21 protein-coding genes and 1 other RNA gene are annotated in these 21,903 nt (G+C 39.6%); 18 read left to right on the top strand and 4 right to left on the bottom strand.

Features of this window, described 5'->3' with window-relative positions; translation table 11 throughout:
* Positions 1 to 54 precede the first annotated feature (54 nt).
* Positions 55 to 416, top strand: a transfer-messenger RNA (tmRNA) gene (gene ssrA / locus CJ190_RS03690).
* A 102-nt stretch (positions 417 to 518) separates the two neighbouring features.
* Here ssrA and CJ190_RS03695 read toward each other — a convergent pair.
* Complete coding sequence (locus CJ190_RS03695) at positions 519 to 1,091, bottom strand: DUF4352 domain-containing protein (protein WP_064293511.1); 573 nt, start codon at positions 1,089 to 1,091, stop codon at positions 519 to 521.
* Positions 1,092 to 1,711: 620 nt separating this feature from the next.
* Between CJ190_RS03695 and pyrF the strand changes: the two genes are divergently transcribed.
* The 3 genes from pyrF to CJ190_RS03710 all read left to right on the top strand — a co-directional run bounded on the left by pyrF (position 1,712) and on the right by CJ190_RS03710 (position 4,325).
* Entirely contained in the window at positions 1,712 to 2,407 is a 696-nt protein-coding gene (pyrF, locus tag CJ190_RS03700; RefSeq protein WP_070598101.1) for an orotidine-5'-phosphate decarboxylase, read from the top strand.
* The gene (gene pyrE, locus CJ190_RS03705) at positions 2,408 to 3,043 is read left to right on the top strand and encodes an orotate phosphoribosyltransferase (RefSeq protein WP_064293146.1); all 636 of its coding nucleotides are present in this window, start codon (positions 2,408 to 2,410) and stop codon (positions 3,041 to 3,043) included. It abuts the gene before it with no gap.
* A 70-nt stretch (positions 3,044 to 3,113) separates the two neighbouring features.
* Entirely contained in the window at positions 3,114 to 4,325 is a 1,212-nt protein-coding gene (locus CJ190_RS03710) for an MFS transporter (protein WP_064293147.1), read from the top strand.
* 214 nt (positions 4,326 to 4,539) lie between these two features.
* On the opposite strand, the gene phoU is transcribed toward CJ190_RS03710, so the two are convergent.
* The gene (phoU, locus tag CJ190_RS03715; protein ID WP_064293148.1) at positions 4,540 to 5,211 is read right to left on the bottom strand and encodes a phosphate signaling complex protein PhoU; all 672 of its coding nucleotides are present in this window, start codon (positions 5,209 to 5,211) and stop codon (positions 4,540 to 4,542) included.
* A gap of 351 nt (positions 5,212 to 5,562) precedes the next feature.
* Here phoU and lysA point away from each other — a divergent pair, with 351 nt between their 5' ends.
* The 3 genes from lysA to ald all read left to right on the top strand — a co-directional run bounded on the left by lysA (position 5,563) and on the right by ald (position 9,109).
* Positions 5,563 to 6,879 (top strand): diaminopimelate decarboxylase, encoded by a 1,317-nt coding sequence (gene lysA, locus CJ190_RS03720; protein WP_064293149.1) that lies wholly within the window; start codon positions 5,563 to 5,565, stop codon positions 6,877 to 6,879.
* Between the two features lie 29 nt (positions 6,880 to 6,908).
* On the top strand, positions 6,909 to 7,880 hold the full coding sequence (locus CJ190_RS03725) for a diaminopimelate dehydrogenase (RefSeq protein ID WP_064293150.1): 972 nt from the start codon (positions 6,909 to 6,911) through the stop codon (positions 7,878 to 7,880).
* A gap of 125 nt (positions 7,881 to 8,005) precedes the next feature.
* Positions 8,006 to 9,109 (top strand): alanine dehydrogenase, encoded by a 1,104-nt coding sequence (gene ald, locus CJ190_RS03730; RefSeq protein ID WP_064293151.1) that lies wholly within the window; start codon positions 8,006 to 8,008, stop codon positions 9,107 to 9,109.
* Positions 9,110 to 9,178: 69 nt separating this feature from the next.
* On the opposite strand, the gene CJ190_RS03735 is transcribed toward ald, so the two are convergent.
* Both CJ190_RS03735 and CJ190_RS03740 read right to left on the bottom strand, forming a co-directional pair.
* Positions 9,179 to 10,006, bottom strand: coding sequence for an undecaprenyl-diphosphate phosphatase (locus CJ190_RS03735; protein WP_064293152.1), 828 nt, complete (start codon positions 10,004 to 10,006; stop codon positions 9,179 to 9,181).
* A 104-nt stretch (positions 10,007 to 10,110) separates the two neighbouring features.
* Entirely contained in the window at positions 10,111 to 11,124 is a 1,014-nt protein-coding gene (locus CJ190_RS03740; RefSeq protein WP_082888678.1) for a lactonase family protein, read from the bottom strand.
* Between the two features lie 100 nt (positions 11,125 to 11,224).
* Here CJ190_RS03740 and CJ190_RS03745 point away from each other — a divergent pair, with 100 nt between their 5' ends.
* The 11 genes from CJ190_RS03745 to CJ190_RS09265 all read left to right on the top strand — a co-directional run bounded on the left by CJ190_RS03745 (position 11,225) and on the right by CJ190_RS09265 (position 21,899).
* Positions 11,225 to 12,469: an AI-2E family transporter gene (locus CJ190_RS03745; RefSeq protein WP_082888679.1), complete on the top strand. Its 1,245-nt coding sequence runs from the start codon at positions 11,225 to 11,227 to the stop codon at positions 12,467 to 12,469.
* 140 nt (positions 12,470 to 12,609) lie between these two features.
* Positions 12,610 to 13,965, top strand: coding sequence for a Mur ligase family protein (locus CJ190_RS03750; RefSeq protein WP_064293154.1), 1,356 nt, complete (start codon positions 12,610 to 12,612; stop codon positions 13,963 to 13,965).
* Positions 13,962 to 14,609: a type 1 glutamine amidotransferase gene (locus CJ190_RS03755; protein ID WP_064293155.1), complete on the top strand. Its 648-nt coding sequence runs from the start codon at positions 13,962 to 13,964 to the stop codon at positions 14,607 to 14,609. Before CJ190_RS03750 ends, CJ190_RS03755 begins: the two co-directional genes overlap by 4 nt.
* 155 nt (positions 14,610 to 14,764) lie before the next feature.
* Positions 14,765 to 15,385, top strand: a complete 621-nt coding sequence (locus CJ190_RS03760; protein ID WP_064293156.1) for a thymidine kinase — start codon at positions 14,765 to 14,767, stop codon at positions 15,383 to 15,385.
* Between the two features lie 15 nt (positions 15,386 to 15,400).
* Entirely contained in the window at positions 15,401 to 16,483 is a 1,083-nt protein-coding gene (prfA, locus tag CJ190_RS03765) for a peptide chain release factor 1 (RefSeq protein ID WP_064293157.1), read from the top strand.
* Positions 16,467 to 17,345 (top strand): peptide chain release factor N(5)-glutamine methyltransferase, encoded by an 879-nt coding sequence (gene prmC, locus CJ190_RS03770; RefSeq protein WP_064293158.1) that lies wholly within the window; start codon positions 16,467 to 16,469, stop codon positions 17,343 to 17,345. Before prfA ends, prmC begins: the two co-directional genes overlap by 17 nt.
* 1 nt (position 17,346) lies before the next feature.
* Positions 17,347 to 18,378, top strand: coding sequence for an L-threonylcarbamoyladenylate synthase (locus tag CJ190_RS03775; RefSeq protein WP_064293159.1), 1,032 nt, complete (start codon positions 17,347 to 17,349; stop codon positions 18,376 to 18,378).
* 77 nt (positions 18,379 to 18,455) lie between these two features.
* Positions 18,456 to 19,673 (top strand): serine hydroxymethyltransferase, encoded by a 1,218-nt coding sequence (gene glyA, locus CJ190_RS03780; protein WP_064293160.1) that lies wholly within the window; start codon positions 18,456 to 18,458, stop codon positions 19,671 to 19,673.
* Positions 19,674 to 19,708: 35 nt separating this feature from the next.
* Entirely contained in the window at positions 19,709 to 20,350 is a 642-nt protein-coding gene (gene upp / locus CJ190_RS03785) for a uracil phosphoribosyltransferase (RefSeq protein WP_060778123.1), read from the top strand.
* Positions 20,351 to 20,403: 53 nt separating this feature from the next.
* Positions 20,404 to 21,717 (top strand): UDP-N-acetylglucosamine 1-carboxyvinyltransferase, encoded by a 1,314-nt coding sequence (murA, locus tag CJ190_RS03790; RefSeq protein ID WP_064293161.1) that lies wholly within the window; start codon positions 20,404 to 20,406, stop codon positions 21,715 to 21,717.
* Positions 21,714 to 21,899 (top strand): DNA-directed RNA polymerase subunit beta, encoded by a 186-nt coding sequence (locus CJ190_RS09265; RefSeq protein ID WP_064293162.1) that lies wholly within the window; start codon positions 21,714 to 21,716, stop codon positions 21,897 to 21,899. The genes murA and CJ190_RS09265 overlap by 4 nt, the downstream gene beginning before the upstream one ends.
* Positions 21,900 to 21,903 lie beyond the last annotated feature (4 nt).

Consider the following 21,903-nt stretch of genomic DNA (forward strand, 5'->3'; position numbering starts at 1 on the left):
TGTAAATCTTGACTTTTCGGTAGGATGTTTGTTATATTAAAAAGGTATCCCTTTGGGGGTGTTTTTTGGATTCGACAGGCATCAGACCGGGGTACAGCTACATTTCGGAGGTTACGTCTCCGTCACAAACGTTAACTTAAATTTAATTGACAAAAACGAAAGTCAATCTTTAGCATTCGCTGCCTAGCAGCATGCTAAGATCTGCCTAGTATCACCCATGTATTAGTTACAGGTCTCATTGAAGTGGGATACGTCTTGCGCTTCCGCCTGGAGCAATAGAAAGAGAATAATCAGGTACGCAAGCTAGCAGGTTTGTTTATTGACCTCTAGTGCGCTTAATCAACAATAAACTATGAGTGTAAAAGCTGTATTAGCGGGGTGTCTGGACAGGGGTTCGACTCCCCTCACCTCCATAAATAGTAAGCGTAAGCGGTCGTTAGTGGCCGCTTTTTTGTTTTTATATGAGTTAAAAAGGTGTTGATAAAGAAAATTTATTCCTTATCAACACCAATAATAGATTATTTACTTAGTTTCCAGATTGCTTTTTCACCAACACTAAATAGTGGTTGCCATTCTAGCTCAATATCTTTTCCGTCTACACCGTAATAAACGGTACTATCAACAGTTCTACCTGCTGATACTGAACCAAAACCAATATCACCATCAGAACCGCTTAAAGGATAGGTCTTAGCTTTCTTACCATCTACATAAAGCTGAGTATCGGCACCGAAAGCGTAGTCTTTATCTTGACCGTTCTCTAAAGTATAGCTAATCTTAATGACGCGTTCAGGATTTGATTCTGCGAATTGATTTCTTTCATCAGTAAATTCAACATTATTTACTTTAAATTTTATGCCATCAATTTCAGCAGCATCACCGACTGCTAATTTCTTATTTTCTTTCTTACTTGAAGATTGACTCTCGCTGGTTTGGCTTTTACTAGATTCAGTGTTTACAGATTTTTTATCACCACTAAAAAGTGACCCAATAATGAATAGAGCGATGAGGGCAATTATTCCAATTCCAATCCACTTCAAGCATCCACCACGTTTCACTTCGTTCCCATTTTCGTCATATAATTTCTTGGCCATATTTTTCTCCTCCTATGGTATAATGTTTTTGTCTAATTGAGCGCTCTCCTAGAGAAGCGCTTTTTATTTACTTTTTCTCAATTTCAATACCAAAAAATCAGAATATAGATTTGATATTATTTTTAATAATAGTAAATTATATATTTATTAAATAAACATTATTAATATATTAACCTATAAGATGATTATAATAAATGAATAAAGTTTTAACAACATAGTTTTTTCTGCTATTCACTAGTAGTTTTAAATAGTTTTTTTCTAGATTATTTAATATAGTATTTCCTTGTTAGATTTATTAGTTAGGCAATAGGTATATAGGTAAATAAATTAGGAGTATGGATTGAGATTTCTTTCTTTTCTATTCAAGTTTGCATGAAATCATGCCATTTTAACTTTTTGCTTTCATATGAAATATTTTTACTTTTTGAGTTGACATCAGCGAGTGTCCTTGCTACAATACTTGTGATTTAGAGCGAGACTCTATACTTTAATTCTGTCCAGAGAGGCATGAAAAGTGATGATAAGAATACCTATAAGTGTGCATACTTATAGCTAATTATGATGACTTAAAGGCCTAGACAGAATTGTCTAGGTCTTTTTTCGTTAAAGAGGTGAAAAAAATGGAAACATTATATGTGGCGTTGGATTTTAAAACAGAAGCAGAAACTTTTGATTTTCTAAAATTATTTGAAGGCCGCCAAATTGGGGTCAAAGTAGGTATGTCGCAATTTTACATGTCAGGACCAAGTATCATTGAACGCTTATGTGATATGGGACATGAAGTCTTTCTTGATTTGAAGTGCCATGATATTCCTAATACAGTCTACCTAGCGATGTTACAGCTTAGTCAATTACCGATTGAACTCGTGACCATTCATGCCATGGGTGGTAAAGAAATGATGCGAGCTGCGGTTAAAGGGGTTCAAGAAGGCAAACATCAACCAAAAGTTCTTGCAATCACCCAGCTGACCTCAACTAATCAGGAAATGTTAAATAATCAATTACAAATTCCTGGTACAGTCGCTGAATCGGTGGAACATTTGACCCGCTTAGCCTTAGACAGTGGTGTGGATGGCCTAGTTTCTTCTGTACAAGAAAGTAAGATGATTAAGGAAGTTTCCAAGGGGCAATTACTTAGTTTAACACCAGGGATTCGTTTGAATAAGAATACTCACGATGACCAAGAAAGAATTGCTAGTCCCGAAGAAGCCCGTGCCAACGGTGCTGATTACATTGTAGTGGGACGTCCGATTATTCAAGCTGACGATCCCGTGAGAGCCTATGAAGAAATGAAAGAACATTGGGAGGGTAAATAGATGAGCCAAAATATTAAACGTGAAGTTGCCGAAGCATTATTAGATCATGAAGCCGTGATTATCCGTAACGAAGACTGGTTTACCTGGGCCAGTGGGATCAAGAGCCCAATTTACTGTGATAACCGTCAATTAATGAGTTATCCAAAAGCTCGTAAGTTAGTCGCACATGCCTTAGCAGATATGATCAAAGAAAAATACCCAAATGTTACCTGTATTGCTGGGACAGCGACAGCCGGAATCCCACATGCTGCTTGGGTGAGTGAAATTTTAGGCCTGCCTATGGTATATGTTCGCTCTAAAGCCAAAGACCACGGTAGACAATCGCAAATTGAAGGTCACCTAGAAGCTGATGACCAAGTGGTATTGATTGATGACCTCATTTCAACAGGTGGTAGCGTCTTGGAAGCTTGTCAACCGGTTGCCAAAGAGTGTTCAGTGATTGGCGTCGCTGCGATTTTCACTTATGAATTAGATCGCGCCAAGAAAAACTTCCAAGCTGCTGATATTCCTCTAGCCGTACTGAGTGATTTTCATAGTTTATTAGAAGTCGCCAAAGAAAAACATGACTTTAGCCAAGCAGACATGGAAAATATCTTGGATTGGCACCGTCAACTGAACCAGTCTTCCAATAATTAAAAATGACTGCTAGACAGTCAAAAGAGTTAAATAATAAATACCTGTGAGTATTTGTTTAAGGAGTGTAAAAATGGAAAATAAGAAGAAAGCTGTTATTTCAAGTATCATCGCTTCAGGTACTGATGACCTCAACGTGATGTTTCTATCCTTTTCAATGGCAAGCATTATCAGTGAGTTTTCACTATCAGGTGCCCAAGCGGGTGCTATCGCTACGGTAACTAACTTAGGGATGTTATTAGGCGGATTAATTTTTGGATATCTTGGTGACCGTTACCATAAGCTAAACATCTTAAAGATAACCTTGCTTATCTTTTCTCTAGCCTCTGGGGCAATTGCTTTTGCACCTTCGATTACTATTCTTTATATCTTACGCTTCATTGCCGGTATTGGTGTCGGTGGTGAGTATGGAATTGCTTTAGGAATTATGGCGCAAATTGTCCCTGTTCATAAAATGGGACGGATTTCTGCTTTGAATGGGGTAGCTGGGCAAGTTGGCTCGATTACTTCCGCTGCTCTAGCAGGTTTATTCTTGAGTCACCTAGGCTGGCGCGGATTGTTCTTATTTGGTCTCGCTCCTTTGCTCCTCGTTTTATACATGCAAGTAGCTATTAAAGATGAAAAAGAATTTTATCCGGTAAAAAATGATTCAGCTCTCGATAAAAGCGAAAAAATTAATTTTGCTGTTTTATTTAAAGACTTGCGGACCAGTTACCAAACCACTGCTCTGATGTTAATGTGCACGGTTCAAATTGCTGGATACTTTGGTATGATGAATTGGTTGCCAACCATTATGCAAGAACAAGCAGGTCTCAGTGTCCAAGGTTCATCATTATGGATGATTAGTACTATTGTAGGGATGTCCTTAGGGATGGTTGTCTTTGGTCGACTATTTGACCAATTTGGCCCTCGGCTAATGTTTGCTGCATTCTTACTTGCATCTGCTCTTGGTGTCTACTTATTTAGCCAAATTACCTCACCCATTGGAATGCTATTTGGCGGAGCCATGATGGGATTCTTTGTTAATGGAATGTTCCCCGGCTACGGAGCAACGGTTTCTTACCTATATCCTAAGTCCGTTCAAAGTATGGCCAATAACTTAATCTTAAACGTTGGACGAGCAGTAGGTGGATTCTCTTCAATGATTATTGGGATCATTATGGAACATGGTAATGTGACCATGGTTATGCTCTTCCTATCATGTCTTTATATCTTCTCTTTTGTGGTCATGTTAACCATTCCTGGGATCAAGCAAAAATCTTTTAAAAAGGTTTTTGCCCAATAATTAGGAGTATAGGCTATTAGAGGCTTACCAAGTCAATGATAAATAATCAAACCGTATCGAAATCGGTGTGGCTAAGACAAAGGCTGTGATTTTCACAGCTTTTTTTGTTTTTTCACTAATTCTTATGCGCGTCAACAGTAAAAAATATATAAAAGGTGCTGATAAATCATAATGTTCATCAGCACCTAATAAAGTGAAAATTATATTTTCTTAATTAGCCGTTAAGATCGACAACCTTACCTTCATCTAAATAGATAATACGTTCGCAGAGGTTGGTCACGTAGTCACCCATGCGTTCTAGGTTAGAAATCATGGAAATATATGAAGCACCAGTTACCACTAAGCTGTTATTCTTCTTCATATCTGACACGACTTGTGGGATTAGTTTATCAAAGTAGTGGTCAACTTTGGCGTCCATTTCCGCTGCTGCCTTAGCTTGTTGGTCATTACGGGTAACAAAGGCGTTAACAGCCAGCTCGGCCATTTCAATGACTGTATCAGTCATTATTTCTAGGTCAGATTCAATGTTTTCTAAACGGGGTTCATCTGCGATCCGTAGAGCTCCTTTTGCAATAGAGACGGCATGGTCGCCCATTCTTTCAAGGTCAGCACTGGCCTTAATGATGGAAATAATAAAGCGTAATTCATCACCGATAGGGCTTTGTAGGGAAATTAACCGGAAACATTCCTTATCAATGGCCACTTCATAAGCATTAATCTTTTCATCATTTTTAATCACTTTTTCTGCGGCTTCATTATCATGGTTGAGAAGCGCATCAACGGCTTCTTCAATGGCTTTAGTAGTATCGATTCCCATACGTGTAAATTGACCATCTAAGGTCTTTAATTCTTCGACAAAGGCCTTTCTTAGTTGCGTCTTTTTCATTAAAAACTCACTCCCCGATATCTTATATAGAAATAGTATTTTACCATAATCCACTCATAAAGTAAAAGGAAGCCCTTACAATACTATTGAATACTGGAATACTAATTTTCGTATCTCTATTTTAACATGAATGTTCTGAATAATTATCCTTTAAAAGTGATAGCTTTTTAATAAAAGTTAAAAATTGTTTTTGATATTAGCTTTATTGCTGTAATATATTATTTGTTGACTTTTATCTTATATATTGCTAATCTTTCAATAAATTTAATGAGTAGACTGACAATTTGATCACTAAAAGCAGTTTTTAGGGTAAAATAGTTAGTATCATGAAAAATATCTAGGAGGCAAAATATGAAACTGACGCAACACATGCAAGTGGTTAATAATGAATTAAACATTGCCGATATTCCTGTTTCTCGTTTAAAGGAAGAGTATGGAACTCCGCTTTATATTTATGATCAAAAAGGAATTAAAGATCAAGCGAAAACTTTTATCAATGGCTTCCATTCTAAAAAGTTTACTACTCATATTATCTATGCCTCCAAGGCCTTTTTAAACCTTTATATCGCTCAACTAATCAATGAACAGGGCTGTTATCTTGATGCTGTCAGTGGGGGTGAAATATATACACTTTTGGCAGCTGGTGTTCCAGGAGAAAAAATATATTTCCATGGCAATAATAAAACCGAGTCAGAGATCACTCTAGCGCTTGAAAATGCGATTGGAAACTTTGTTATTGATAGCCAGGCTGATTTTTATAAAGTAGAAAAAATCGCTAAGTCTCTCAATAAAGAGGCAAAAGTCCTCTTAAGAATTAATCCAGGGATTGAAGCAAGCACCCATAAATATATCCAAACCAGCCTCGATGATTCTAAATTTGGTATGAGTAGCCATGATGAGGATACGGTGGCTTTGGTTAAAGAGATGGTTAAGAGCGATTGGCTTGACTTTGCCGGTTTCCATTGCCACATCGGTTCACAAATATTAGAAGAAAGATTCTTCTTTGAAGAAGCTGACTTAATGTTAGCTTTTTGCCGGCAAATGGAAGAAGAGGCCGGTTGCCAGGTAAGAGAGATTAACCTGGGTGGCGGTTTTGGTGTGTACTATAGCCAAGCAGATCACCCCTTTGATTATGAGAAATTTTTACAAGGCTACATCAAGGTTATTGAAGCAGCAATTGATCAATATGGCTTAGAGCATATCGATACCGTAAGCATTGAGCCGGGACGGGCTTTAATTAATGATTTTGGAACAGCTCTTTATAGTGTCGGGGGGGTTAAACATACCCTGGCTGGTAAACCCTTTGTCTTTGTCGATGGTGGGATGTCAGATAATATTCGTCCAGCCCTTTATCAAGCCCAATATGAAGCGGCCTTAGCTAATCGAATGAATGATGAAGTCGAAGGGGAGTACCGCGTGGCAGGAAAATTGTGTGAAACCGGTGACCAGTTGGTCCAAGATGCTCCCTTGCCAGAAGCTCGGATCGGGGATCTCTTGGTGATTCCTCGAGTAGGAGCTTATACTTATACCATGAGTTCGAATTATAATCGTCTAGGCCGCCCAGCCCTGGTTTTTGTCGAGAATGGACAATCCTATTTGGCCGTCAAACGAGAAAGTTACCAAGATATGCTCAGAAACGATTGTAAGTATAAGAATAAAGAAGACTAGTTTTTTAGAATTTAAAGGAGGAAACAAAAATGATAAAAGTTGGTATTGTTGGCTATGGTAATTTAGGTAAAGGTGTGGAAATTGCAGTTAATGCAGCGGAAGATATGGAATTGCTAGGAATTTTTACTAGACGGCAGCCTGATCAATTAGATACAAAGAGCCCAGCCTATCAAATCGATGATATTCTTGACTTTAAAGACAAAATTGATGTCTTAATTTTATGTGGTGGTTCTCAATCGGATATTCCTGTTCAAGCTCCTCGTTTAGCGGAAAACTTTAATACAGTGGATGCCTACGATAACCACGATAAGATTCCAGAATACTTCGATCAAATGGATCAACTTGCTAAAGAAAATAGCCATGTCTCTGTGATTGCTACGGGTTGGGATCCAGGTCTGTTCTCACTTAACCGCTTATTAGCTGAAACCATCTTACCGCAAGGACAAACCTATACTTTCTGGGGCAGAGGGGTTAGCCAAGGGCATTCTGATGCAGTACGCCGGGTAGATGGCGTCAAGGCAGCTATTCAATATACCGTGCCTAATCAAGCCATGCTAGAGGCAGCAAAGGCTGGCGACCCTATTGATTACCAACAAGCGACTGCCCATAGTCGTGAAGTCTATGCAGTCCTAGAAGAGGGCGCTGATCCAGATCAAGTTGCCGAAGCGATCAAGACCATGCCTGATTATTTTGCCCCTTATGACCAAGTCGATGTGCATTTTATTTCTCAAGAAGAATTAGATCAAAACCATCAAGGGATCCCTCATGGGGGTGAAGTGGTGCGCCAAGGACAAACCAGCGCTGACCACCATGCAGTTTACAATTTTGCCTTGCAATTAGGTAGCAACCCTGAGTTTACCGGTGCAGTGAATACTTGCTATGCGCGGGCTGCATACCGCTTAGCTAAGGAAGAACAATTTGGAGCTAAAACCGTCTTTGATATCGCTCCCGCTTATCTATCTGCAAAATCTGGTGCACAACTCCGCCATGACTTGCTCTAGGTCTTGAGCATAAAGAAAGCATTTACATGACATATTTGATATACTGAAGTCAGTTGGAAATTGGGAGGATCAACTCTGATCCTCTAACTGTTATAAGTCAAATATGTGAATGGAGGCTTTGTATAATGAGAATTGGTGTACCTAAAGAAATCAAGAATCATGAAGATCGGGTGGCAATGACACCGGCCAACGCCTTTAACCTTGTCCAAGCTGGACATGAAGTATTTATCGAAAGCTCAGCTGGTGTAGGTTCTTCATATGAAGATAGTGAATATGAAGAAGTAGGGGCTAAGATCGTAAGCTCTGCTAAAGAAGCGTGGGACGTTGATATGGTGGTTAAGGTTAAAGAACCCCTTGAATCTGAATACCAATATCTCCGCGAAGACTTAATTGTGATGACCTATCTGCACTTAGCGGATAATGAGCCTTTGGTGGATGCTTTAATTGAAAATAAAACCACAGGTGTAGCCTATGAAACCATGGAGTTAAATGGGAAATTGCCTTTACTTAACCCAATGAGTGAAGTGGCTGGACGGACTGCTATTCAAGTCGGTGCTCACTATCTTGAAAAAACTAATGGTGGTAAAGGGAAGCTCTTAGGTGGTGTGCCAGGAACTCAAGCTGGAAAAGTGGTTATTATCGGCGGCGGTAATGTTGGTTATAATGCCGCTCGGATGGCTGTTGGCTTAGGCGCTAATGTAACTATCCTTGACTTGAATCCAGCACGTTTAGGTGAATTAGATGACCTCTTCCAAGGTCGGGTTAATACATTAATGTCCAATGCTTATAACATTGCTAATGAAGTTAAGGATGCTGATGTAGTCATTGGTTCCGTTCTTATTCCTGGACGTAAGGCACCAATTTTAGTAACAGAAGATATGGTGAAGACCATGGAAGAAGGTTCTGTTTTAATTGACGTGGCTATTGACCAAGGTGGTAACTTTGAAACTTCTGACCATGCAACGAACCATGATGATCCTGTATATACTAAACATGGTATTGTTCATTATACCGTTGCAAATATTCCAGGAGCTGTACCAAAGACAGCCACAGAAGCATTAACCAACGCTACCATGACTTATGTTCAACAAATTGCTAATTTAGGTATTGAAGAAGCTGCTAAAGCTAACCATACAGTATTTACTGGGGTAAACACCTACAAGGGTGAATTAACTAGTGCTGATGTAGCTGAAACCAGTAAGCATGACTACAAAGAGTTAAAATTCTAATAGTCTTTAGGTAAAGTAAAAAGAGAGGCTGTGAAAACAGTCTCTCTTTTCGTTTAGCCATTTTAGTGATTATTGAAAAATAGCAAAGAAGATAATTACTATAATTCCTAAAGCAATCCGATACCAACCAAAGGCTTTAAAATCATTCTTTTGGACATAGTGTAGTAAGAAGCGAATCGTTAAAATCGAAACAATATAGGCCACAACCATTCCTAAGATTAGTAGGAAGCCTTCCTCGGTTGAAAAACGAAAACCATCGAGGAAGCCCTTAGTCAGTTTTAAGAAAGTCATTCCAAACATAATTGGAATACTCATAAAAAATGAGAAGTCAGCTGCAGTGGGACGAGAGGTCCCTAAAATCGTTGCCCCTAGAATGGATGAACCGGATCTTGAGGTCCCAGGAATGACTGATAGGGCCTGGAAGAGTCCAATTTGAAAGGCTTTTTTGTAAGATAAATCTTGGGTGGAATGGACGGTTACTTGGCGGTTTTTATTTCTGTTTTCGACTACGATAAAGGCAACCCCGTAAATAATCAGTGCAGCAGATACTACCACCCAGTTTTGGAAGTGTTCTTCAGCGAAGTCGTTAAATAAAAGACCAATAACACCTGCGGGAATACAGCCAACTACCACCTTAAACCAAGTCTCCCAAGTCTGTTTTTTCTCTTCAGCACTTTTTTGACTTGAAAAAGGATTTAAGCGGTCAAAATAGATCCAAACAACGGCTAAGATCGCCCCTAATTGGATAACGTATACGAAAATATTCCAAAATTCCGGTCTAAAGTCCATGGAAATAAATTCTTCTACCAAAATTAAGTGACCAGTACTACTAATTGGCAACCATTCAGTAATTCCTTCGACAATCCCCATGATGAAAACTTTGATAATATCTAACATTAAAATAAACGCATCCTTTCACTAGCATTTTTGTAGTATAGCTAAAATACGAGGTCTTGACTAGGCCTAGGCGTAATTTTTAGCTTTTTTTAATTTGCTTAAGCCTATTGGACGCAAACAATTTCATTGAGGGGACAACTGATATTGAGTGGGCTTAACTGTCCGGTATTTTGGTCACGTTTAAAGAAGGTCACTTTCTTCTCTTTTTGATGGCCCACAATGACATGACTTTGGTTAGCGTCAAAGTTAAAATCACGTGGAAAGTCTCCCCCAGAAGGAATGGACTGAATATGACTTAATTGAGACCCATCTTTAGAAACTTCAAATACTTCTAGGCTGTTGTAACCTCGATTGGAGACATATAAGAAGTTTCCATCTGTTGAGATACGAATAGCAGCACTACTATTTTCACCACTATAGGTCTCTGGTAAACAATTCACCCGGTCGACAAAGGAAAAGTGACCGTCATCATATGTCAAAATATCGATGGTGTGTGAAAGCTCACCAATCACATAAAGAATGTCTTCTTTAGGGTGGAAAACTAAATGCCGGGGGCCAGTCCCTGCTTGACATTGATAGGAGGCTTTTTCCTGTAATTGGCCCTCTTGGTCAAATTGATAGCTAATCACACTATCTGTTCCTAAGTCACAGGCTAGGTAGTATTTGCTATCTGGACTGGTGTTAAAATAATGGCAGTGAGAGCTTTCTTGGTTAGGGTGAGGCCCTTGGCCAGTCCGGCTGATTATTTGTTGGAGCTGTAATTGACCATCACTGTGTATTTTTATAAGCGCCAATGTCCCTTCATGGTAATTGGCATTGAGTAATAATTGGCGTTCTTCATCTAGAGCTAGGTAACAGCCGTTATGTTCCAAGAAGGCACAGTGATCAACAAAAACGAAATCTTGGCCTTCTTTTCGATAATGGCTGACTCCAGGGCTAGGATGGTCAGTGAGCGTATAGAGTTCCTTGCCATTAGAAGAAAGAACCAGGTAAGTTGGATTTGATTCAGAAATTATTAATTGCTGCCCCTTAATTTCTTCATTGTGGCTATCCCATTCCAATAGATGGATGCCTTGGTTGTCTTGACGTGTATAGCCAGCTAAAAATATCTTTTCCATAATAATCTCCTTTACAATCTCTGATATATTAAATTTTACACTATGTTAATTTATTTAGCGAACAAGTATGGTAAAATCATTTGGAAAAGTAGGTGTTTATATGTCTCAAAACAAGCAGAATACAGAAATAAAAAATAAGGATAAGAAGCAAAATAAGCAAGGCTTCTCCTGGCTAAAAATGCCCGATATCGTTAGTCGTGTATTAGACAATCGCTATGTATCGCTATTAGTCATTTTAATCTTGTTCGCTTTATTTATCTTATTATTAACCCAAATCGCTTTTGTTTTTACCCCAATTATTGAATTTATTCAAACAATAATCTTGCCCATTATCTTTGCTGGGGTCTTTTACTACTTGTCTTCACCCCTAATTAATTTTCTAAGAAAAAGGGGCTTGAATTCTTATTGGATAGCTGGGATTGTGCTCTTAGTATTGGTTTTAATCATCCTATGGTTAATTTCCTTTATTCCCAATTTAATAGATGAAGCCAAACACTTAATTGGCAATTGGTCAAATATTTGGACCCAGTACCAGTCGGAAATTGAAAACATTATCTTTGGTCGCTGGTTCGAGAGAAGTCAGGAGACCTTAGCAGAATACTTAAATAATTTTAATCTAAATCAATTTAACTTTAATTGGCGCGAACTTATGAATACAACCTTGTCCAGTATTGGTTCTGTTTTCGGTGTGATTACCCGGGTGATTATTGCCTTAGTGACAGCACCTATTATCTTGTTTTATTTGATTGCTGATGGTGAAAAATTCAGGGATAATTTTGCTTCCTTTATTCCGGTAAAAATTCGTAATAAGACCATGCGGCTATTGGCGGATATGAACCAGCAAATTTCAGCCTATGTCAGAGGGCAAATCTTTGTAGCGATCGCGGTAGCAGTGATGTTTGCAATTGGTTATGCCATTATCGGTTTAAATTACGGGACCATCTTAGCGGTTGTTGCAGGGGCTTTGAATGTTATCCCCTATGTAGGGTCTTTCTTTGGTATTCTTCCGTCTTTGATCGTTGGTTTAGTTCAAGATCCCTTTATGGTTATCAAGGTATTGATCGTGTTTGCTATTGAACAAACCATTGAAAGCCGGATTATTTCCCCACTCATTTTAGGCAGTAATTTGAATATTCATCCTATTACAATTATGCTGCTACTGATTGCTGGTGGGGACCTCTTTGGAGTGGTGGGAATTATCATTATTATTCCGGTGTATGCCGTTTTAAAGGTGATTTTCACCTATATCTTTGAATGGTATCGGGAAGTTTCCGGCCTATATGAAGAAGATTTGATCCAAGAACGGGAATTAAAGGAGCCCCTAGTCGACCAAGAGCATAAATAAAAAACTTAATGGTCCTGGTCAAGATCCTTCATTGACGGAGGAAAAGTTAAGTAAATTTTCTAACTAAGCGATCTAACTCGATAGCTACAGGAAATTGAATTTGAAGATGTAAGTAAGTAAAAAGAGGAGAGTAGCTTTTAATGACATTGCGTTCACAACTTGCCAAGCATAGCGCCCGCTTGGTACAAATTTTACTTAAAAAATTAACCAAAGGCGGATCCAGTCTGCCAGGAAAAATTGCTAAAAAATTGGATCCGGCTATTTTAGCTGAACTGGGCAAAAATTACCGGGTAGTTATCATTACTGGAACCAATGGTAAATCGGTTACCACGGCTCTTACCGTTAATATTTTGCGGCAAAAATTTGATGAAGTCTTAACCAATGATACTGGCTCAAACCTGGAACAAGGAATTATATCCACCTTCTTGAATGCTAATTCCAAAGGGCAGGGGGATAAAATAGCTGTTCTTGAGGTTGATGAGGCTAGCGTTCGCCACATTACCGAATACATTAAACCGGAAGTGATCTTAGTAACTAATCTATTTAGAGATCAGTTGGACCGCTTTGGGGAGATTTATACGACCTTCGATTACATTTTAGAGGGGGCTAATAAGAGTCCCAAAAGCTTGCTTTTGATGAATGGTGACGCGCCAATTTTTGCATCACGGGACTTTCATCATGATGTGGCTTATTTTGGTTTTAGTAATTCGGATAAAACGGCTGATAAGATGGCCCACTATAATACCGATGGGGTCCTATGCCCCCGTTGTGAGCACATCTTGCATTATCATATGATTACTTATAGTAATTTAGGGGATTATTTCTGCCCTAATTGTCAGTTCCACCGGCCAGGATTAACTTATTCAGTGGATCAGATAGATAAGTTAACTCCAGAAGCTTCAACATTTACTATTGAGGGCCAATCCTTTACCATACCAGTCGCTGGTATTTATAATATTTATAATGCTTTAGCCGCTTATTCAATTGCCCGTTATTTAGGACTAAGTCAAACAGCTATTCATGAGGGCTTGCAGGGGGCTAAGCGGATGTTTGGTCGTCAAGAGGCCTTAAACATTTATGGCAAGGACACACGTATTAATCTCATTAAGAACCCGGTTGGTTTTAATCAAATTGTTTCTTTACTGGAATTAGACCAAGAAGACTTTTCTTTAGTGGTTCTCCTCAATGATAATCCTGCCGATGGTCAGGATATTTCCTGGATTTGGGACGCCATGTTTGAAAATATCGCCCAATTATCTAATATAAAAGCTACGGCGGTAGGGGGCATACGGGTAAAAGATCTTAAAGTTCGGATGCAAGTGGCTGGTTTTGATGAAGATCACTTGGAAGAACTTTCTAATTCACAGGAAGCCCTTCAATGGATTGCATCTGTCCCCAGCCAAAAAGTTTATGTCTTAGCCACCTATACTGCTATGCTCGATTTTAGACGAGAATTAGCTGACCAACATATTGTGAAGGAGCGGATGAAATCATGATCTTTAGAATTGGCCATCTCTATGGCAATTTAATGAATACCTATGGAGATAATGGTAACCTGCTTATGCTCCAGTACCTTGCCAAGGAAAAGGGACTCCAGGTAGAAAAAGAGATTATTTCTATTGATGACTCCTTGGATAGTGATCGCTATGATTTTATCTTCTTTGGCGGCGGACAAGACTATGAGCAGTCGGTAGTGAGCCGTGATTTGCAAAATAAGAAAGCAGCCTTGCTGGATTACATCGAAGCCAATAAGGTGCTGTTAGGAATTTGTGGGGGTTACCAACTCTTGGGAAATTATTATAAGACTATTAATGGAGAAGAGTACCCTGGTATTGGAGCCATTGATTTCTATACTAAGAGCTATCCAGAACGTCTGATTGGAACCACAAAAATGCATTGTGACCGTTTTGATGAGGACTACGTAGGTTATGAAAACCATGCCGGCCGAACCTATCTCGCTTCTGGACTAGAGCCTTTGGGGCGGATGATTGAAGGCTATGGGAATAATGATGAAGACCAAGTGGAAGGCGTTATTTATAAGAATACCTTTGGCTCTTATTTTCATGGGCCTCTATTAGTTAATAACCCCCATTTGGCTGAAAGATTGATTGATCTGGCCATTGATCAAAAAGCGCATTAGGTGGATACTGGTGGATGAATGAATCTGCCAGTTTTTTTATGAGTAAAAATAGCTTTAGTGGCCACTAGTTTTAGCTTTTAAACTTTAGCTGTTTATTGACTATTGACTTGACAAAAGTTATTATAAATAATTGAGAATAGTGAGGTATAAAATCCATGGCACAGTTATTTTATCGATACGGAGCAATGAATAGTGGAAAATCTTTTGAAATTTTAAAAGTTGCCCATAATTATGAAGAACAAGGTAAGCCTGTTAAAGTGATGACTAGCGCGATTGATGACCGCTCAGGAACCATCGGCGTTATTTCCAGTCGGATAGGAGAAGACCGTGAGGCCTATAGTATCGATCCTGATACCGATATTTTTTCCTATATTGAATCTGAAAATGAAAAGGAAAAAATCTACTGTGTCTTAGTTGACGAAGCACAATTTCTAAGTAAGCAGAATATTTTTGATTTGGCTAAAGTGGTCGACCAGTTAAACATACCGGTGATGGCATTTGGCCTAAAAAATGATTTTCAAAATGAACTTTTTGAAGGCTCCCATTATCTGTTAATTTTGGCTGATAAAATAGAAGAAGTAAAAACAATTTGTTGGTTCTGCGCTAAAAAAGCCACGATGAACTTACGGATTCACAATGATAAACCGGTATATACTGGTGAACAAATTCAAATTGGTGGTAATGAATCTTATTATCCAGTATGTCGTAAACATTATAGCCACCCCCCACTAAAAGATGGGAAAATCGCAGTTCACCGTGCATCACTATGCCAATAAGGGAAGGTTGATTAAATGTTAGAAGAGCAATTAGATACTTTTATCGCTCGTTATCAAGAGCTTGCTGAGCTTTTAAGTGATCCAGATGTGATTAATGACCATAAACGCTTTCGAGATTTAGCTAAAGAAGAAGCTGATCTACGCCCTAAGGTAGATACCTTTAAGCACTATAAGGAAGTGGTTTCAGGCATCGAAGACACTGAAGAATTGATTAAAGAAACTTCTGAAGAGGACATGCTAGAACTGGCTAAGAGTGAACTCGATCAATTAAAAGCTGAGCGTGATGATTTAGAAGAAGAAATTAAGGTTTTAATGTTGCCTAGTGATCCTAATGATGACAAGAACATTATTATGGAAATTCGTGGGGCTGCTGGTGGGGATGAGGCCCAATTATTCGCAGCTGACCTCTTTGAAATGTATTCGCGCTATGCAGAATCCCAAGGCTGGCATGTTGAAGTCGCTGACGCCTCATCCAATGATTTAGGGGGCTTTAAAGAAATCATTCTTCAAATTTCAGGGGACAAAGTCTATTCAAAATTAAAATATGAAAGTGGCGCTCACCGGGTACAACGGGTGCCTAAAACGGAATCCCAAGGTCGGGTCCATACCTCAACCGCTACGGTTGGTGTCATGCCTGAATTGGAAGACTTAGACTTTGAAATTGATGAGAAGGATATCAGAACGGATATCTACCGGGCTTCCGGTGCTGGTGGACAACACGTTAACAAGACCAGTTCAGCGGTACGGATGACTCATATTCCTACTGGGATTCAAGTAGCTATGCAGGACCAACGTTCCCAACAACAAAACCGAGAAAAAGCTATGCTTATCTTGCGGTCACGGGTTTATGACTACTATCAATCACAAGAGCAAGATGAATATGACGAAAAAAGAAAGAATTTAGTGGGAACTGGGGACCGGTCTGAGAGAATTCGGACCTATAATTATCCGCAAAACCGGGTAACCGACCATCGGATTAACTTAACTTTACAAAAATTAGATCGCATTATGGGCGGAGAATTGGATGAAATTATTGACGCCCTAATTCTTGCTGATCAAGCGCAAAAATTAGAGGAACTCAATGAAAGTACCATCTAATCAGCTACGATTTATAGAAGCTCAGCAATGGGCTTCTTCTTTTTTGGAATTAAACGATAAGGACCCAGCCATCGCCTACCATCTTTTATTAGGCATGATGGACTGGGATGTAACGACTTGGTACCGTAAACAACAAGATCAAATGGATCCAGAGACTTTGAAAGGCTACCAGGAGATGCTGGGAAAAATAGTCGATGAGGATATGCCTTACCAATATTTACTAGGGGAGGCATGGTTTTATGGTTATCGCTTTCGTGTGAATGAGGCTACTTTGATTCCACGTTTTGATACGGAACGGTTGATTGATTGTGTTCATTCCTTAAGAAAAAATGCCCAGCTGGTCAAAGGGGCTGATGTCTTAGATTTAGGAACAGGATCAGGGGCAATTGCAGTGACTTTAGCTAAAGAATTGCCCGACTTGAATTTAACAGCTGTTGATATCTCTTCAGATGCCCTAGCGATCGCTAAGAAAAATGCCTATTTTCACCAAGTCACTATTGAGTGGATCAAGGGGGATATGTTGAAGGCGGTCCCCCAGCGGAAATTTGATCTGATTATTTCTAATCCGCCCTATATCAGTGAAAATGAAATTGATGAAATGGGGGAGGACGTCTTAAAGTATGAGCCTAAGCTAGCTCTCTTTGCAAAAGACGATGGTTATTATTACTATAAGCAATTCGCCCGAAACATCCAGTCCTTTATAAAGGCTGAAGGTATCCTATTAATGGAATGTGGAAGTCACCAAGCAGCTAAGATTATTAGTCTCTTTAAAAAGTCAAATCCTAAAGCTGAAGTGAAATCTATTAAAGACTATAATGGTATTGATCGAATAATCTATGTGCAATGGAAGAAGGATAAATAAAATGATTACCAAGCGCTTTACATTTGGGCAGACTGCTCAGGCAGCAGAATATTTAAAACAGGGCCAATTGGTTGCCTTCCCTACGGAAACAGTCTTTGGTTTAGGGGCGATTGCGAATAATGAAAGGGCAGTTGCTTCTGTTTATCAGGCTAAGGGGCGTCCTAGTGATAATCCCCTTATTGTTCATGTATGCCGTAAGGAAGACTTATTTCGTTATTCTAATATAGCCAATGAAGCGCAAGCTGCAATTGCTAAAAAACTGACTGATCACTTCTGGCCAGGACCCTTGACCTTGATTGTTCCGACTAAGGCTGGAGTTTTTGGCCCAACCGTTACTGGGGGATTAAATACAGTGGGCATTCGGATGCCCGACCACGACTTTACCTTAGCAGTCATTAGAGAAACAGGTTTTCCGATTGTGGGGCCATCTGCTAATTTATCAGGCAAACCGAGTCCAACGACGGTTGACCATGTTTTACATGATTTTGATGGTAAAATCGCGGGGGTATTAGACAGTCAACCGACCCATATTGGCGTGGAATCGACGGTGCTAGACATTAGTAATCCTGAAGAATTGGCTATTTTAAGACCAGGTGCGATTACCTTAAAAGACTTACGAAATGCCTTACCGGGCCAAAAAATTATCGATGCTACCCAGCAAATTGATGAAGATTCTAAGGAACATCCCAAGGCACCTGGAATGAAATATCGTCACTATAGTCCCCATCAAGAGGTTATTGCCATCAGCCATACCAAGCTCCTTGAACTTATTGATTCTAAGCAGGGATTATCTCCTGAGAGTGCAGTAATCGCCAGTGATGAAATTTTAAGTCACTTAGATGATGACCAGCTTACTTTTAGTTTAGGGGCTAATGAAGCAACAGCCACCCATCTTTTATTCGCGGGTTTACGGGCCTTTGATGATAATGATCAAATTAAAAGACTCTACGTTGAATTATTGGCTGATACAGAGGTTAATACCGCCTACCGTAATCGCTTACTAAAAGCTGCAAGTAAAAAGATAGAATCGTAAACATCTATCACGATCTATGGTAAAATCGACTTAGTATCAACAGATACGATCTGTATTGAAAGAAAAGAAGTGAGATAATGGATGAAGTTTTTACCTTAATTGATCAAGAAAGACAGCGCCAAGAAAATGGTATCGAGTTAATTGCTAGTGAAAACTGGGTATCAAAGGATGTTTTAGCCGCACAAGGTAGTATTTTAACCAATAAATATGCGGAAGGTTATCCAGGAAAAAGATACTATGGCGGATGTGAAGTTGTTGATAAGATTGAACAATTAGCCATTGACCGCGCTAAGGAATTATTTAGCGCAGACTTTGTGAATGTCCAGCCCTATTCCGGTTCGGGAGCTAATATGGCCGTTTATGATGCTCTCCTACAAGCAGGGGATACTGTTTTAGGAATGAATCTAACCGATGGAGGACATTTGACCCATGGTTCTCCAGTTAATTTCTCTGGACGTCGCTATCATTTTGTTTCCTACGGTGTCGATCCTGAAAGCGAACAACTAGATTATTCAGCTATTCGTCAAGCTGCCTTGGAAGCAAAGCCGAAAATGATTGTGGCAGGATATTCCGCTTACTCTAGAAAGTTAGATTTTAAAGCCTTTCGTCAAATAGCTGATGAAGTCGGAGCCCTTTTAATGGTCGATATGGCTCACTTTGCTGGTTTGGTAGCAGCTGGAATCCATAAAAATCCAGTTAACTATGCTGATGTAGTGACTTCAACTACTCATAAGACCCTTAGAGGTCCTCGGGGAGCGATTATTTTAACCAATAATCCTGACTACGCTAAAAAAATTAATAGCCGAATCTTTCCTGGTAACCAAGGTGGTCCCTTACTCCATGTCATTGCAGCTAAGGCGGTCGCCTTCCAAGAGGCTTTAAATAGTGACTTTAAAGATTATATGAAAAATGTAGTGATCAATGCCCAGGCCATGGCTAGCGAATTTAGTAAAGCTGGTATTCATGTGGTCTCTGGTGGGACGGATAACCACTTAATCGCTTTTAGGGTCAGTGACTTTGACTTAACTGGTAAAGCAGTTGAAGAGAAGCTTGGTCAAGTTCATATCACGGTTAATAAAAACACCATTCCAGGTGAAACTTTGCCGCCAACCCAATGCAGTGGCATCCGCATCGGGACACCAGCGATAACGACACGTGGCTTTACAGCAGATGATTGTCGCTTGCTAGCACAATTGATTGTTCAAGTTGTCAAACATTTTGATGATGATCAAGTCATTACCAAGGTTAAGGAACAAGTTAAGCAATTGACCCAAAAATATCCACTCAGTGAATAAAGTAGGGAAATAGATTTAAAAAGAAGGAGTTTCTTATGAACAAAGAAGGATTACATATTGTTAACCACCCCTTAGTACAACATAAATTAGCGATTTTACGCGATAAAGACTTAGGTAGTAAAGACTTTCGTGAACTGGTTGATGAAATCACGGTTTTTGTTGGTTATGAAGCGACACGTGATTTGCCATTAAAAGAAGTTGAAGTCGAAACCCCAATTACAAAAACGACTCAAAAAATGATTACTGGTAAAAAGATGGCCATTGTTCCTATTTTACGGGCTGGATTAGGTATGGTTGACGGAATCCTATCTTTGTCACCAGCTGCTAAAGTAGGCCATATTGGCATGTATCGTGATGAGGAAACTCTAGAACCACACGAGTATTTCTTTAAAATGCCTAGTGACATTGAAGAACGTCAAGTACTTGTTGTAGACCCCATGTTAGCAACGGGTGGATCAGCTATTCTAGCCATTGAGGCCTTGATGAAACGCAATGTTTCTCCTGCCGATATTAAGTTCTTATGTATGGTTGCTGCTCCTGAAGGGGTAGAAGCTTTACAAGCAGCTCATCCTGAAGTGGAAATTTATACAGCAGCTCTTGACGAAAAGCTTAATGAAGATGGATATATTGTTCCTGGTTTAGGGGATGCTGGCGACCGCTTGTTTGGTACCCTTTAATTGAAGGAATGGAGTTTGGCTAGAAGCATAGAAATTGGATGGTGTCTAAATAAATGGAAACGATGGTCGTTAAAGGCGGTCAGCGCTTAGAAGGAACTGTACAAGTCGATGGAGCCAAAAATACGGTGCTTCCTATTTTGGCTGCAACATTATTAGCCGAAGAAGGGAAAAGTGTCATTGAAAATTGCCCTTTATTTTCAGATGTTTATTTGATGAATAAGGTTTTAGATTACCTTGATGCGCAAGTGGACTTTGATGAAGCAGCCGGAGTGATAACAGTGGATGCTAGTGGCGCTATCCAAAGTGAAGCACCCTTTGAATTTGTCAGTAAGATGCGCGCTAGTGTCGTCGTTATGGGCCCTTTATTAGCTCGCTTAGGCTGTGTTAAAGTGGCCATGCCAGGTGGTTGTGCTATTGGCTCACGGCCCATCGACTTACACATTAAGGGCTTTGAGGCCCTGGGAGCTAAAGTGACGACCGAAAACGGTTATATTGAAGCGCGTTGTGATGAATTAGTCGGGACCGATATTTATCTGGACTTCCCTAGTGTAGGAGCAACCGAAAATATTATGATGGCGGCAACTTTAGCTAAAGGGGACACCATTTTAGAAAATGTCGCTAAGGAACCTGAAATAGTTGACTTGGCTAATTTCCTTAACCGTATGGGGGCAAGGATCTCTGGGGCAGGAACCGATATTATCCGAATTCGTGGTGTTGAGTCCCTACATGGTACCCAGCATGCCGTTATCCACGACCGCATCGAAGCGGGGACGTTTATGGTGGCTGCAGCAGTCACTGGAGGCAATGTCCTGGTTAAAGACGCGGTAGCAGAACATAATCTTCCTTTAATCTCTAAATTAAAGGAAATGGGGGTTCAAATTGAAGAAGAAATGGAAGGGATCCGGGTTATCGGCCCGAAAGAATTAAAGGCCACAAATATAAAAACCATGCCTTATCCCGGTTTTCCTACAGATATGCAGGCTCAATTTAGCATTGCCCAAGCCATTGCCCATGGAAGCTCAAAATTAGAAGAGACCGTTTTTGAAAATCGTTTTATGCATTTAGAAGAATTAAGACGGATGAATGTTTCTTTTAATATTACCAGCGATACCGCGACGATTGATGGGCCTAACCACTTACAGGGGGCGGCAGTTGTGGCAACTGATTTACGTGCAGCAGCAGCTCTTATTATTGCTGGTCTAGTGGCTGAAGGCATTACTAAAGTAAGTAAATTAGAATATCTCGACCGTGGCTACGCCAATTTTGACAAAAAATTGCAAGCTTTGGGGGCAAAGGTTATTCGCCTTGATGTTGATAAATATAGTCAGGAAGAAATTGAAAGCCGCTTAGAAGAGGTTGGATCATGAATAAGGAGCTTTTAGTTAGTCGATTTAAAAACCTTTTTAAGTGGGTGTTTATTTGCCTTTTAGGAATGACCCTTTTATTTTTAATCGGATTATTACTGGGCTATGGTATTAGTAGTGACCATCATCTATTTAATGTCTTTAACCAAGATGTTTGGAACCATTTATACGCTTTCTTTCAATAAAAGC

The organism is Aerococcus loyolae, assembly GCF_002871915.2.
GTDB classification, from domain to species: Bacteria; Bacillota; Bacilli; order Lactobacillales; family Aerococcaceae; genus Aerococcus; species Aerococcus loyolae.

Excerpts from the sequence above, each read along its gene's own strand:
- CJ190_RS03695 (WP_064293511.1), bottom strand. The coding sequence starts at position 1,091 with ATGGCCAAGAAATTATATGACGAAAATGGGAACGAAGTGAAACGTGGT.
- pyrF (WP_070598101.1), top strand. The coding sequence starts at position 1,712 with ATGGAAACATTATATGTGGCGTTGGATTTTAAAACAGAAGCAGAAACT.
- pyrE (WP_064293146.1), top strand. The coding sequence starts at position 2,408 with ATGAGCCAAAATATTAAACGTGAAGTTGCCGAAGCATTATTAGATCAT.
- CJ190_RS03710 (WP_064293147.1), top strand. The coding sequence starts at position 3,114 with ATGGAAAATAAGAAGAAAGCTGTTATTTCAAGTATCATCGCTTCAGGT.
- phoU (WP_064293148.1), bottom strand. The coding sequence starts at position 5,211 with ATGAAAAAGACGCAACTAAGAAAGGCCTTTGTCGAAGAATTAAAGACC.
- lysA (WP_064293149.1), top strand. The coding sequence starts at position 5,563 with ATGAAACTGACGCAACACATGCAAGTGGTTAATAATGAATTAAACATT.
- CJ190_RS03725 (WP_064293150.1), top strand. The coding sequence starts at position 6,909 with ATGATAAAAGTTGGTATTGTTGGCTATGGTAATTTAGGTAAAGGTGTG.
- ald (WP_064293151.1), top strand. The coding sequence starts at position 8,006 with ATGAGAATTGGTGTACCTAAAGAAATCAAGAATCATGAAGATCGGGTG.
- CJ190_RS03735 (WP_064293152.1), bottom strand. The coding sequence starts at position 10,006 with ATGTTAGATATTATCAAAGTTTTCATCATGGGGATTGTCGAAGGAATT.
- CJ190_RS03740 (WP_082888678.1), bottom strand. The coding sequence starts at position 11,124 with ATGGAAAAGATATTTTTAGCTGGCTATACACGTCAAGACAACCAAGGC.
- CJ190_RS03745 (WP_082888679.1), top strand. The coding sequence starts at position 11,225 with ATGTCTCAAAACAAGCAGAATACAGAAATAAAAAATAAGGATAAGAAG.
- CJ190_RS03750 (WP_064293154.1), top strand. The coding sequence starts at position 12,610 with ATGACATTGCGTTCACAACTTGCCAAGCATAGCGCCCGCTTGGTACAA.
- CJ190_RS03755 (WP_064293155.1), top strand. The coding sequence starts at position 13,962 with ATGATCTTTAGAATTGGCCATCTCTATGGCAATTTAATGAATACCTAT.
- CJ190_RS03760 (WP_064293156.1), top strand. The coding sequence starts at position 14,765 with ATGGCACAGTTATTTTATCGATACGGAGCAATGAATAGTGGAAAATCT.
- prfA (WP_064293157.1), top strand. The coding sequence starts at position 15,401 with ATGTTAGAAGAGCAATTAGATACTTTTATCGCTCGTTATCAAGAGCTT.
- prmC (WP_064293158.1), top strand. The coding sequence starts at position 16,467 with ATGAAAGTACCATCTAATCAGCTACGATTTATAGAAGCTCAGCAATGG.
- CJ190_RS03775 (WP_064293159.1), top strand. The coding sequence starts at position 17,347 with ATGATTACCAAGCGCTTTACATTTGGGCAGACTGCTCAGGCAGCAGAA.
- glyA (WP_064293160.1), top strand. The coding sequence starts at position 18,456 with ATGGATGAAGTTTTTACCTTAATTGATCAAGAAAGACAGCGCCAAGAA.
- upp (WP_060778123.1), top strand. The coding sequence starts at position 19,709 with ATGAACAAAGAAGGATTACATATTGTTAACCACCCCTTAGTACAACAT.
- murA (WP_064293161.1), top strand. The coding sequence starts at position 20,404 with ATGGAAACGATGGTCGTTAAAGGCGGTCAGCGCTTAGAAGGAACTGTA.
- CJ190_RS09265 (WP_064293162.1), top strand. The coding sequence starts at position 21,714 with ATGAATAAGGAGCTTTTAGTTAGTCGATTTAAAAACCTTTTTAAGTGG.